The following is a 12,754-nucleotide window of genomic DNA, read 5'->3' on the forward strand; positions in this document are numbered from 1 at the left end:
CAACATATCTGGCGTTGACTTTTGGCACGCTGTTGAGTTCTCAAGGAACGGACGCTTCCTTTGTACTCACCCTCTCGGGCTTTCCTCCGGGCTTTCCCTTCGATCTTGCGTTTCCGACTCTATCAGACTCTTTCGTGTCCGATTCCCGGTCGAAGCGGGTTTCGCTTTCCAGTTCTTCGCTTTCGCGTTTCCCTTTCCGGCGGTTCCAACCTTACCAGATTCTTTTTCGTTCCGTTTCCGGTCCGAATTTGAATTCCGGTGGCCTTTGGAGTGGCCTTTGCCTTTCGGCTGACTCGACTTTATCAGAAGCATTCAGCCGATCCAGTCGGCTGTGTGATTCGGAAGTAAGAGAATCAATGGCTCTGCGGAAATTCAATTTCCGGTGAGAGCGAGGAAGACACTAACCGTTGGGATCGGACCTGTCCAGTCCGACGCAACCGTTAAAATCTACCTCCCCTGGCCGACCATGTCAACGGTCTTTCGGGGCGAAGAGGAGACTAGCAGGTCAGCGGGGGTGTACGCACATCAGGCAGCGACCGGGAGCTCGGCACTGCGCTCCGTGGCATCGACGTCGCCCCGGTTGCCTGCTCTCGCTGCGCGGCCGCCAAGGATGTAGACGTACGCGAGGAAGGCCAGCTCGGCCACTATGCCGATGGTGATGCGCCCCCAGGTCGGGAGATCGGAGGGGGTGACGAAGCCTTCGATGACGCCCGAGATGAACAGGACCAGTGCGAGGCCGATGGCCATGCCGATCGCGGCCCGGCCCTGTTGGGCGAGGGCCGAGCGGCGGGTGCGCGGGCCCGGGTCGATGACCGTCCAGCCCAGACGCAGGCCCGTACCCGCTGCGACAAAGACGGCAGTGAGTTCGAGCAGGCCGTGTGGGAGAACCAGCCCCAGAAAGGTGTCGAGCCGGCCCGCTGAGGACATCAGGCCGAGGCCGACGCCAAGGTTGAGCACGTTGAGGAGGAGGATCCAGATCACCGGGATGCCGAGGAACGCTCCCAGGACCAGGCACATGGCTGCGGCCTGGGCGTTGTTCGTCCATACCTGGGCGGCGAACGATGCGGCCGGGTGGCTGGAGTAATAGGTCTCGTACTCCCCGCCCGGGCTGGTCAGGCGGCGGAGGTCGTCCGGGGCCGCGATGGCCGACTGGACTTCCGGATGCGTTCCGATCCACCAGCCGATGACTGCGGCCAGCAGCGTGGAGAGTACGGCTGTGGGTATCCACCAGTGCCTGGACCGGTAGACGGCGGCAGGGAAACCGGCGGTCAGGAAGCTTGTGGCGTCTCGCCAGGAGGCTCGGCGGGTGCCTGTGACCGTGGATCGGGCACGGGCCACGAGCTGGGTGAGGCGCGCAGTGAGCATCGGGTCCGGGGCGCTGGACTGGAGGAGGGAGAGATGGGTGGCCGTGCGCTGGTAGAGCTCGACGAGTTCGTCGGCTTCCGCGCCGGTGAGGCGGCGCCCGCGGTGCAGGAGATGGTCCAGGCGGTCCCACTCGGTGCGGTGGGTGGTCACGAAGACGTCGAGGTCCATGGTCGGCTGCTGCTCCAGGCATGGGTGCGTACGGGTTCGTACTACGGCGGCGCGCTGCGGGTCAGCTTGGCAGACTGAGGTCCCGAGGGGCAGGGAAGATCGGCGAAGGATGGGGCGGCGATGAGTGAGCTCGTGACCGGGGACGCGGTCGTGCTGGGGCTGCGTCCGGCGAAATTGCCCAGTCGAGCGCTGGCACTGGCCATCGATCTCGCCGTGGTGGGGGCGGCGTTCGTTCTGGTGTCGATCGGGTTGGCCATTGCGACGGCGACGCTGGATGACGCAGCACTCGCGGCGGTATCCGTCGCGTCCTTTCTGCTGGTGCTGGTGGGCGGGCCGATCGCGGTGGAGACGCTCAGCCATGGTCGTTCGCTGGGGAAGCTGGCGTGTGGGCTGCGGGTGGTCCGGGACGACGGGGGACCGATCCGCTTCCGGCATGCGCTGGTGCGCGGGGCCATGGGAGTCGTCGAGATTCTGATGACGCTCGGGGTTGTCGCCTGTATCGCCTCGCTGGTGTCGGCGCGGGGGCGGCGGCTCGGGGACGTGTTCGCGGGGACGCTTGTCGTACGTGAGCGGGTGTCGGCGGGACGAGTCGCCGCTGTGCCACCTCCGCCGCCGTGGCTGGTCGGGCGGTTCGCGGGGCTGGATCTGTCGGCGGTGCCGGACGGTCTGTGGCTGGCGATACGCCAGTACCTGACGCGGATGCATCAGCTCGACGCGCAGGTGGGCCGGTCGATGGCGGAGCGGCTGGCTGTGGAGCTGGCGACGAGGACCGGGGTTCCGGCGCCCGAGAGGGTACCCGCCGGGGCGTATCTGGCGGCGGTGATGAACGAGCGGCAGGCACGGGATGCGCGGCGGGTGTTCGTCGCTGCGCAGACGGGGAGCGGAGTACCGGCGGGTGGTGCTGTTGCTTCCGTGCCGGTGGGGTCCGGGCCGTCCGTGGAGGGTCCGGGGGCGGGTGTTCCCGTGGTCCCGGCAGTGGAGGAGGGCGGAGCAGCACCCGCTGCGACGGGGTTCGCGCCGCCTGCCTAGCGGGGCGAGGGCGGGGACTCCAGGTCTTCGAGCTCGATCCCGGGGGCCGACAGGACCACGTCGCCGGCGATGTGAATGGTGTGCTGCTCACCGGTGTCCAGGGCGCTGACCTGGTATTCGTCCACCGTCAGAGGGCCGTTGTCAGTGGCGTGCGCTTCACTGTTGACCAGGGCCCAGGACTGGTCGACGGTGCGGGGAGCAAGGACCGGGTCCGTGAAGGCGACCAGGCGGACGCGGGTCGCGGGGGAATCGGGGGTGAGGCGGAGCAGTCGTGAGGTCGCGATGAGGAATGCGGGGGATGTGCCGGTGAAGGCGTGGGCGCGCACATTGCCTTCGGTGGCATGAGTGCCGGTCGGGTCGGTACGGACCCAGGTGACGCCTTCGAGGGCGGCGCCGCGGACCTGCCAGCTCGCGGCGTGGAGTTCGAGCCGGATGGGGCGGCCCAGCTCGTCGAGGGTGAGATCGACGGAGCCGAGATGGTCGCCTGAAGGGGCGGTGGTCTGGGAGACGTAGCGCCAGCCGGAGGGGCCGGGGGCGCACTGGAAGTGTTCTTCGCCGAGGAGGGTGCGATCGTGAAGATCATGGAGCGAATATCGGCCGCGGGGCATGGGGTCCTTCGAGGTTCCTCGGGCTGAGCGGGTGCGGTACGGGGCAGGCCCCCGACACGGGGGTGCGGGGGCCTGCGCTCGTAGCTGCTGCTGAGGCTGTTCCGTCTGTCAGCGGCCGGTCGTCACTGACCGGTGGTGACGTGCGCGGTCGCTGACGGGCGGGATCAGTAGCGGTAGTGGTCGGGCTTGTACGGGCCTTCGACCTCGACGCCGATGTAGGCGGCCTGCTCGGGGCGGAGCGTCGTGAGCTTCACGCCGAGCGCGTCGAGGTGGAGGCGGGCGACCTTCTCGTCGAGGTGCTTGGGCAGCACGTAGACGTCGGTCGGGTACTCCTCGGGCTTGGTGAACAGCTCGATCTGGGCCAGGGTCTGGTCCGCGAACGAGTTGGACATCACGAACGAGGGGTGGCCGGTGGCGTTGCCCAGGTTCAGCAGACGGCCCTCGGACAGCACGATGAGGACCTTGCCGTCGGGGAACGTCCAGGTGTGGACCTGCGGCTTGACTTCGTCCTTGACGATGCCGTCGATCTTCGCCAGGCCGGCCATGTCGATCTCGTTGTCGAAGTGGCCGATGTTCCCGACGATGGCCTGGTGCTTCATCTTGGCCATGTCGGCGGCCATGATGATGTCCTTGTTGCCCGTCGTGGTGACGAAGATGTCGGCCTGCGCCACCACGTCGTCGAGCGTGGCGACCTGGTAGCCGTCCATCGCCGCCTGCAGGGCGCAGATGGGGTCGATCTCGGTGATGATGACGCGGGCACCCTGGCCGCGCAGGGACTCCGCGCAGCCCTTGCCCACGTCGCCGTAGCCGCAGACGACGGCGGTCTTGCCGCCGATGAGCACGTCGGTGGCACGGTTGATGCCGTCGATCAGGGAGTGGCGGCAGCCGTACTTGTTGTCGAACTTGGACTTGGTGACGGCGTCGTTGACGTTGATCGCCGGGAAGAGGAGGGTGCCGTCGCGGTGCATCTCGTACAGCCGGTGCACACCGGTCGTGGTCTCTTCGGTGACGCCGCGGATCTCGGACGCCAGCTGGGTCCACTTCTGCGGGGACTCGCCGAGGGTGCGGTTCAGCAGGGTGAGGATGTAGCCGTACTCCTCGCTGTCCGCGGTCGACGGGTCCGGGGCCGCGCCGGCCTTCTCGAACTCGACGCCCTTGTGGACGAGGAGGGTGGCGTCACCACCGTCGTCGAGGATCATGTTCGGGCCGCCGGTGGGAGTGTTCGGCCACGTCAGTGCCTGCTCCGTGCACCACCAGTACTCTTCGAGCGTCTCGCCCTTCCAGGCGAAGACCGGGACGCCCGCGGGGGCGTCCGGGGTGCCGTTCGAGCCGACGGCGATGGCCGCGGCGGCGTGGTCCTGGGTGGAGAAGATGTTGCAGGAGGCCCAGCGGACCTCGGCGCCGAGGGCGACCAGGGTCTCGATCAGCACGGCCGTCTGCACGGTCATGTGCAGCGAACCGGTGATGCGGGCGCCGGCCAGCGGCTGCGCGGCGGCGTACTCCTTGCGGATCGACATCAGGCCGGGCATCTCGTGCTCGGCGAGGGTGATCTCCTTGCGGCCGAACGCCGCGAGGGAGAGGTCTGCGACCTTGAAGTCCTGTCGATTGGCGACCGTCGTCATAACGGGCTGCTCCTCGTGATGGGTGTCGAGGTGGGCACGGCTGGCTCTGCGGCGGCGGGCACAGGAATGCCCGGGCGCTCGCAGCACAGTCCGTCGGAGGCCCTCTCTCCCTCGGCCGGTCCGCATATGAGGACCGATCGACCGCCATCAGCAGCGACGTCTGACACTGCCGTCGAATCTACACCGATCGGCCCAGTCGCTCCCAGCCCGCCCTGGACGGGTAGTGGCTGGGAGGGCAATGCCGGGAGCGGGCTGGAGGGCCTGTCGGGGGCGGTTGGGAGGTGTACGTGGGTGGGTCAGTGGCCGGAATCCGTCGAGGTGTCCGGGGTTCCGTCGGAGGTTGTTCGGGGAGCGTTGTCGGGCGCTCCACCCGGGGTCTTTCCGGGGTTGGTGCCGGCTGCGGCGGCGGCCTCGCTGTAGATGTCCGGTTCCAGATAGATGACCCGGGCGATCGGGACGGCTGCGCGGATGCGGGTCTCGGCGGCGTTGATGGCGTTGGCCACTTCGGTGGCCGTGTCGTCGTGCTGCACCGCGATCTTGGCGGCGACCAGCAGCTCTTCCGGGCCGAGGTGGAGCGTACGCATGTGGATGACGGCGGTGACCGTGTCGCCGTCGACGACCGCGGCCTTGATCTTCTCGACCTGGTCGGTACCGGCGGCCTCGCCGAGCAGCAGGGACTTCGTCTCGGCGGCGAGCACGATCGCGATGACGATCAGCAGGACACCGATGCAGAGGGTGCCGATTCCGTCCCAGACGCCATTGCCGGTCCCGAGGGCCAGGCCGACACCTGCGAGGGCGAGGATCAGACCGATCAGAGCGCCGAAGTCCTCCAGGAGGACGACGGGGAGCTCGGGGGCCTTCGCGCGGCGGATGAACTCCTTCCAGGAGAGCGATCCGCGGGTCTCGTTGGACTCCTTGATGGCCGTACGGAAGGAGAAGCTCTCGGCGATGATCGCGAAGACCAGCACACCGACCGGCCAGTACCAGGCCTCGATCTCGTGCGGGTGCTTGATCTTCTCGTAGCCCTCGTACACCGCGAACATGCCACCGACCGAGAACAGCACGATGGAAACGAGGAAGGCGTAGATGTAGCGCTCGCGGCCGTAGCCGAAGGGGTGCTGGGGGGTGGCCTCGCGCTGGGCCTTCTTGCCGCCGAGCAGCAGCAGGCCCTGGTTGCCCGAGTCTGCGAGCGAGTGGACGCTCTCCGCGAGCATCGACGACGAGCCACTGAACAGGAACGCCACGAATTTGGCCACTGCGATCGCTAGGTTGGCGCCGAGTGCCGCCACGATCGCCTTGGTTCCGCCTGACGCACTCATGGGTGCCTGGTGTCCCTTCTTCGGTGCTGCGGCCCTGGCGCCGCGGTACGGCCGGACATTGTTGCAGCCGTTGATGGGGACGGTACGTCAGGCCACCACTGTGGCGCGGAACAGAGTTCCCGTACCGGACACTTCGACCTTCTCGCCGGAGGGGACGAAGACCGAGGCCCCGGGGATGAGATCGAGCGTGCCCGCCTTCGGGGCGCCCGCGGTGCAGAGCAGGATCTGCGGGGTGTCCCTGGTCAGATCGACGGGGTCGGCGCCGGGCGACAGATCGAAGCGCGAGAGCCGGAATTCGTCCACGGGCGTCTCGTACAGCTCCTCGCCGGACGGGGACGCCTCGGGGCGCAGGACGCCGGGGTCGGTCGCCTCGAAGCGGACGATGCGCAGGAGTTCCGGCACGTCGATGTGCTTGGGCGTGAGTCCGCAGCGCAGCACATTGTCCGAGTTGGCCATGATTTCGACGCCGAGGCCGTCGAGGTAGGCGTGCGGAACACCCGCACCGAGGAACAGGGCTTCGCCGGGCTGGAGTTCTACGTAGTTCAGCAGCATCGCCGCGATGACACCGGGGTCGCCCGGAAAGTGGTGGGCGATCCGGGCGTACGGGGCGTGGGCGCCGCCGAGGCGTTCGGCGGCAGCGGCCGCCAGGTTCACCGTTTCGGCCATCTCCGTCGGGTCGGCGCCGAGGATCGCGGTGAGAACCTCGCGCAGGGCCGCCTCTTCGGGGTGGGCGCCGAGAAGGTCGACGTACGGCTTGAGGGTGTCGACGCCGAGTGCCGCCATCGCCTCGGCGGCCTCGGTGGGCCTGCGGAAGCCGCACAGGCCGGCGAAGGGGGTGAGCGCGCAGATCAGCTCGGGCTTGTGGTTGGCGTCCTTGTACGTGCGGTGGGGTGCGTCGATCGGGACGGATCGGCGCTCCTCGTCCTCGTAACCCTGCTCGGCCTGTGCGAGGTCGGGGTGGACCTGGAGGGAGAGTGGCGCGCCTGCGGCGAGCAGTTTGAGGAGAAAGGGCAGGCGGGGGCCGAACTTTTCGACGGTGGCCCGGCCCAGTTCGCGCTCCGGGTCGGCTGCGATGACGTCGGTGAGAGGCTGCTCGGGGCCGGCCTCTCCGGTGCCGGTTGCGCGGGTGAGGCGGGAGGGGGCTCCGGGGTGGGCGCCCATCCACATCTCGGCCTGGGGTTCGCCGGTGGGGGCGATGCCGAGCAGCTCGGGGATGGCGGTGGTGGAGCCCCAGGCGTAAGGGCGCACGGTGTTGGAGAGCCGGTCCATGAGTTCGTCCTTGTGAGATGCGTGGATCGGGGGGTGTGCGTGGTGCGGGGCGGTCAGGCGCGGGCTGCCGAGGCGAGTGCCAGGTAGACGGCGGCGAAGTCGGTGACCGCGAGGAGTTCGGCGAGGGCTTCGAGCTCGGTGCCCTCGTCCGGTTCGAGTTCGCTGATCGCCGTGTCATGGCCGAGGGCCAGTTCGCGGGCGGCGGGCCCGGCGCTCAGGCCGCCGGTGGGGCGGTCGCGGAGCAGTACGACGCGGGCGTGCAGGGGCTCCGGCTCGTCGACCCGGTCGCGGAAGAAGTCGTCGGGGTCGGCCCCGGCGGCGAATGTGCCCGCCAGCAGTGCGCCGTGAGCGGGAAGCGCCTCGGGGAGTTCGGCGGCGAGGGCCGGGCGGCCTGACAGCTCGGCCAGGACGGCGGCGAATCTGCGGCCGACCGGGGCCGCGGCTTCGCCCTCCGTCCAGATGAGGGGCAGGCTGTCGGCGAGTTCGGCAGCGAGGGTCTTGGCCGGGTTGCTGTACGTGGCGATGGCGGGACCGCAGCGTTCCGCGGTGCGGTCGAGGCGGTCGGCGACGCTCTGCAGCGCCTCGGCCGGCGCGGTGACCAGGCCGACCCGGTCGAGCAGCGCGAGCAGCGGGGTGAACAGGGCCCAGAGCGTGCCGGGGCCCGCGGCCGACGTCTCGGCGTCGTACTCGCCGTGCGGGGCGGAGGCCATCGGTACGACGAGTCCGTGCGCCCCGTCGATCGCCTCGCGCAGCGGTGACTGGCGGGGGGCGACGGCCACGACGCTGCAGCCGCGGCGGTACGCCTGTTCCGCGAGAAGGGAGAGGCCCGGCTCGGAACCGTCGGCCGTGACGATGAGCAGCAGGTCCACGGAGCCGGCCCAGCCGGGCAGCGTCCAGCGCATCGCGCCCGCGGCGGGGGCGACCCCGGTGGGGTGGATGCGGGTGACGGGCGCGGAGGCGCCTGCCAGGGCCGTGATCAGGTCGGCGACGCCGGACGCGGCGGTGCCGGAGCCCGCGACGAGTACGGCGCGGGGACGGCCTTCCGGGTTCAGTGCGGCGATCCCGGCCTCCGCCGCGTGCCGGGCGGCGGTACGGACCCGGGCCCCGGCCTCGGCGGCGCCGCGGAGCAGGCCGCGGCGGTCGGCTCGGGCCAGGGCTTCCGGGGCGTCGAGCAGCGACTCGTCGAGCATGGGGACGGTCCTCCGATCACATCACCGTGCGGGGCGCGGGGCGCGGATGCCGTTACGCGGGGCGGCGGGCCTCGTCGACGAGGAGAACCGGGATGCCGTCCCGTACCGGGTAGGCCAGGCCGCAATCCGTGCCGGTGCAGACCAGCTCGGGGCTGTCGGCTGCCGACCGGTCGTCGAGCGGAGAATGACAGGCCGGGCAGGCGAGGATCTCCAGAAGGCCGGCTTCGAGCGGCATGGGGTGAGTCCCTTCAAGCATTCGAACAAGCGGTTCGGGTTCACGCGGATCGGGCGACGTCAGCCTACCGCCGGGGTACGGGGGGCGCGGCCCGGGCCGGACCCCGCTCCTCGAACGCCGGCGGGGCCGACATTGTCGGCGGGCCGGAATCGCCGGACAGGGCGGCGGAACCGCCGGAATCGCCCTACGAAGCCCGTTCCCGGACCAGTGCCAGCACCTCGTCCCGTACCGCTGTCATCGTCCGCTCGTCTCGGGCCTCGACGTTCAGGCGCAGCAGGGGTTCCGTGTTGGAGGCTCGGAGGTTGAACCACCAGCCCGGTCCCGTGACCGTCAGGCCGTCCAGGTCGTCGGTCGTGACACCGTCGCGGGGCGCGAAGGATTCACGTACCGCTGCCGTGCGGCCCGGCTGGTCGGCGACCGTGGAGTTGATCTCACCGGATCCGCTGTAGCGGTCGTACTGGGCGACCAGTTCCGACAGTGTGCCCGGCTGGCCGCCCAGCGCGGCCAGGACGTGGAGCGCGGCGAGCATGCCCGTATCGGCGTTCCAGAAGTCACGGAAGTAGTAGTGCGCGGAGTGTTCCCCGCCGAAGATCGCGCCGTGCTCGGCCATCTCCGCCTTGATGAAGGAATGGCCCACGCGGGTACGGACCGGGGTCCCGCCGTTCTCGCGGACGACCTCGGGGACCGAGAGGGACGTGATCAGGTTGTGGATGACGGTGCCCTTGCCGCCGTTACGGGCGAGCTCGCGGGCCGCGACCAGGGCGGTGATCGCGGACGGGGAGACGCCCGCGCCCCGCTCGTCGACGACGAAGCAGCGGTCGGCGTCGCCGTCGAAGGCGAGGCCCAGGTCGGCGCCCTCGGCCACGACGCGGGCCTGGAGGTCGACGAGGTTCTTCGGGTCGAGGGGGTTGGCCTCGTGGTTGGGGAACGTGCCGTCGAGCTCGAAGTACATCGGCACGAGGTCGACGGGGAGCTCCGCGAAGACGGTGGGGACGGTGTGGCCGCCCATGCCGTTGCCCGCGTCGACGACGACCTTCAGCGGGCGGATCGATGCGAGGTCGACCAGGGACAGCAGGTGCGCGGCGTAGTCGGGGAGCGTCTCGCGCTCGGTGACGGTGCCGGGGGTGGCGGACGGTTGCGGTGTGCCGGTCTCCGACCATTTCTCGACCAGGGCGCGGATCTCGGAGAGCCCGGTGTCCTGGCCCACGGGCGCGGCGCCCGCCCGGCAGAGCTTGATGCCGTTGTACTGCGCCGGGTTGTGCGAGGCGGTGAACATCGCGCCGGGGAGGCCGAGGCTGCCGGAGGCGAAGTACAGCTGGTCGGTCGAGCAGAGGCCGATCAGTGTGACGTCCGCGCCGCGCGCCGCGGCGCCGCGTGCGAAGGCTCCCGAGAGACCGGGCGACGAGGGCCGCATGTCGTGGCCGATCACGATCGCGTCCGCACTCGTCACCTCGACGAACGCCGCCCCGAACTGCTCGGCCAGCGATTCGTCCCACTGGTCGGGCACCACTCCGCGCACGTCGTACGCCTTGACGATCTGCGACAGATCAGCAGCCACGGGCCGGTCCTCCTGAGATTTCTGCGGACCGCCCAAACTACCCGGCGGCCGTTCGGGCGGGCCGTGGGGTCTTGCGGCTGTGCGGCTGTGCGGCTGCCCGGCTGTGCGTACGGCGACCGGGGGCGGCCGGTTGCCGCTTTGTCCTCATTGCCGGGCGGGGTTGAGTGCCGTGCCGCTCAAGGCAGCATCCAGCCCAGCGCCGTCGTGCTCTGTGCCAGCACGATCACGCACATCACAAGCAGCAGTCCCAGGCTCCACGGCAGCACCTTGCGCAGCAGGTCCCCCTCGCGTCCGGCCAGGCCGACCGCCGCGCACGCGATCGTCAGGTTCTGCGGGGAGATCATCTTGCCGAGCACCCCGCCGGAGCTGTTCGCCGCGGCCAGCAGCTCCGGCGAGAGGCCCGATTCGTGTGCCGCCGAGACCTGGAGTGCGCCGAAGAGGGCGTTCGCGGAGGTGTCGGAGCCGGAGACCGCGACGCCGAACCAACCGAGCACCGGCGAGAGGAAGGCCAGTCCGGCACCTGCCGCGGCCACGAACTGGCCGATCGTGGCGGCCTGCCCGGAGAGGTTCATGACGTACGCGAGTGCCAGTACGGATGTCACGGTAAGGATCGCGTACCGCAGTTCATGCACCGTGCCCGCCCACTCGCTCGCCGCGTCCCGGGGCCGTACACGGAGCACGACGGTGGTGACCAGGCCGGCCAGCAGGACGAGGGTGCCGCCGGTGGCGATGACCGGGAGCGTGAAGAGGTTGGCGCCGACCGGCTTTCCCGCCGGGTTCGCGACATCGAGGAAGGGCCAGTCGAAGACCCGGGTCGCCCCGGCCAGCAGCTCCTTGACCGGCGGGATCTGGGCGACGGAGAAGACGGCGACGATGAGGGCGTACGGGGCGTAGGCGCGCAGCACTTCGCGGTGCGGGTCCTCGTGATCGAGGTCCTCGCTCCGTACGCCTGTAAGGACTGCCGTACGCACCGGCTCCTCGGCCGGCCTGCGTGCCCCGGGGACGGCCATCAGCGCTGCCGCACCCACGAGCGCGGCGGCGATGTCCGCGAGTTGGGCGGAGACGTAATTGGACGCGGCGAACTGGGCCGCGGCGAAGGCGGCTCCGCAGACGAGTGCGGGCAGCCAGGTCTCGCGCAGCCCGCGCCTTCCGTCCACCAGGAAGACCAGGATCAGGGGTACCAGGAGGGCCAGCAGCGGGGTCTGGCGACCCACGACGGAGGCCACGTCGTCCAGCGGCAGCCCGGTGATCTGGGCGAGCGTCACCACGGGGGTGCCCATGGCGCCGAACGCGACCGGTGCGGTGTTGGCCACGAGCGAGACGACGGCCGCCTTCACCGGGTCGAAGCCGAGCGCCACCAGCATCACGGAGGAGATCGCGACGGGCGCACCGAATCCGGCGAGGGCTTCGAGGAGCGCGCCGAAGCAGAAGGCGATGACCAGTGCCTGGATGCGAGGGTCGTCCGAGAGCCTGCCGAAGGAGCGGCGGAGGATGTCGAAGTGCTGGGTGCGTACGGTCATCCGGTACACCCAGAGGGCGTTGACGACGATCCACATGATGGGGAAGAGCCCGAAGAGCACGCCCTGAGCGCCTGCGGAAAGGGTCTGGCCGAGGGGCATGCCGTACGCGAGCGAGCCGACGGCGACCGCGGCCGCGAGGCCGATGAGTCCGGCGCGGTGTGCCCGCATCCGGACCGCCCCGAGCAGCACCAGCACGGTGACCAGGGGAAGCGCCGCGACCAGAGCGGACAGGGCGAGCGAATCGGCTACGGGTTCGAGTTGCTGGACAAACACACAGACCTCCCCGGATTCCGTGATGCGGAAAGTTATTTCTCACGGGTGAGGGAATGGTCGTGTCCACGACAAGTTTCGGTCAATGGCCCGTACGCGAAAACTTGAACGCGAAATCACGGGCGGGACGTGCCGAACGGCACGGCGTGCTCAGGAGTCCGGTGAGCGCAGCACCCGCAGATGGCCGCGTCGACCGACCTCCATCGGGTCCGCGGTCCGCGGTCCGCCGCCCCTGCCGTCGGCTCCGCGGTCGTGCGGCCGCGCCGCTTCCCGTACGGCGTTGGCAAGCGCTTCGAGGTCGTCGCCGCTGGGGCGCGTGGGAGCGGAGGGGTCGGAGAGCCTGACGACCTCCCAGCCACGTGGTGCGGTCAGCCGCTCACTGTGCTCGGCACAGAGGTCGTAGCAGTGGGGCTCGGCATAGGTGGCGAGCGGGCCGAGGACCGCAGTCGAGTCGGCATAGACGTACGTCAGTGTCGCGACGGCAGGGCGGCCGCACGCGGTGCGCGAACAGCGACGTACAGGGCTCACGATGTTGGACGGTACCGCACTCTTGAGCGGGCTGCGACGACTCTCCCTCAGGTCACCCCACCGTGTCGCCCTG

11 protein-coding genes are annotated in these 12,754 nt (G+C 69.8%); 1 reads left to right on the forward strand and 10 read right to left on the reverse strand.

Translation table 11 applies throughout. The features are described 5' to 3' along the window. Nucleotides 1-525 precede the first annotated feature (525 nt). Entirely contained in the window at nucleotides 526-1,533 is a 1,008-nt protein-coding gene (locus ACFVYE_RS09985) for a stage II sporulation protein M (RefSeq protein ID WP_383966857.1), read from the reverse strand. Nucleotides 1,534-1,653: 120 nt separating this feature from the next. On the opposite strand from ACFVYE_RS09985, the gene ACFVYE_RS09990 reads away from it, so the two are divergent. Beyond that, nucleotides 1,654-2,562 (forward strand): RDD family protein, encoded by a 909-nt coding sequence (locus tag ACFVYE_RS09990; RefSeq protein ID WP_389604958.1) that lies wholly within the window; start codon nucleotides 1,654-1,656, stop codon nucleotides 2,560-2,562. On the opposite strand, the gene ACFVYE_RS09995 is transcribed toward ACFVYE_RS09990, so the two are convergent. The 9 genes from ACFVYE_RS09995 to ACFVYE_RS10035 all read right to left on the reverse strand — a co-directional run bounded on the left by ACFVYE_RS09995 (nucleotide 2,559) and on the right by ACFVYE_RS10035 (nucleotide 12,681). Next, nucleotides 2,559-3,170: a hypothetical protein gene (locus ACFVYE_RS09995; protein ID WP_389604960.1), complete on the reverse strand. Its 612-nt coding sequence runs from the start codon at nucleotides 3,168-3,170 to the stop codon at nucleotides 2,559-2,561. The genes ACFVYE_RS09990 and ACFVYE_RS09995 overlap by 4 nt on opposite strands. A gap of 164 nt (nucleotides 3,171-3,334) precedes the next feature. Beyond that, entirely contained in the window at nucleotides 3,335-4,792 is a 1,458-nt protein-coding gene (gene ahcY / locus ACFVYE_RS10000; RefSeq protein ID WP_389604962.1) for an adenosylhomocysteinase, read from the reverse strand. Nucleotides 4,793-5,088: 296 nt separating this feature from the next. Beyond that, a complete protein-coding gene (locus ACFVYE_RS10005) occupies nucleotides 5,089-6,111 on the reverse strand; it encodes a cation diffusion facilitator family transporter (RefSeq protein WP_383966849.1) in 1,023 nt (340 codons plus the stop codon). An 87-nt stretch (nucleotides 6,112-6,198) separates the two neighbouring features. After that, entirely contained in the window at nucleotides 6,199-7,380 is a 1,182-nt protein-coding gene (gene manA, locus ACFVYE_RS10010; RefSeq protein WP_383966846.1) for a mannose-6-phosphate isomerase, class I, read from the reverse strand. 53 nt (nucleotides 7,381-7,433) lie between these two features. Beyond that, nucleotides 7,434-8,570 (reverse strand): SIS domain-containing protein, encoded by a 1,137-nt coding sequence (locus tag ACFVYE_RS10015; RefSeq protein ID WP_383966843.1) that lies wholly within the window; start codon nucleotides 8,568-8,570, stop codon nucleotides 7,434-7,436. A gap of 52 nt (nucleotides 8,571-8,622) precedes the next feature. Next, nucleotides 8,623-8,805 carry a Trm112 family protein gene (locus tag ACFVYE_RS10020; protein WP_030927015.1) on the reverse strand — a complete coding sequence of 61 codons (183 nt, stop codon included), beginning with the start codon at nucleotides 8,803-8,805 and terminating at the stop codon, nucleotides 8,623-8,625. A gap of 184 nt (nucleotides 8,806-8,989) precedes the next feature. After that, on the reverse strand, nucleotides 8,990-10,363 hold the full coding sequence (locus tag ACFVYE_RS10025; protein WP_383966841.1) for a phosphomannomutase/phosphoglucomutase: 1,374 nt from the start codon (nucleotides 10,361-10,363) through the stop codon (nucleotides 8,990-8,992). A gap of 176 nt (nucleotides 10,364-10,539) precedes the next feature. Next, nucleotides 10,540-12,156: an L-lactate permease gene (locus ACFVYE_RS10030; RefSeq protein ID WP_389604965.1), complete on the reverse strand. Its 1,617-nt coding sequence runs from the start codon at nucleotides 12,154-12,156 to the stop codon at nucleotides 10,540-10,542. A 147-nt stretch (nucleotides 12,157-12,303) separates the two neighbouring features. Beyond that, nucleotides 12,304-12,681, reverse strand: coding sequence for a DUF3499 domain-containing protein (locus ACFVYE_RS10035; protein ID WP_383966835.1), 378 nt, complete (start codon nucleotides 12,679-12,681; stop codon nucleotides 12,304-12,306). Nucleotides 12,682-12,754: the final 73 nt, after the last annotated feature.

This window comes from Streptomyces sp. NPDC058239, from assembly GCF_042882185.1.
GTDB lineage: Bacteria > Actinomycetota > Actinomycetes > Streptomycetales > Streptomycetaceae > Streptomyces.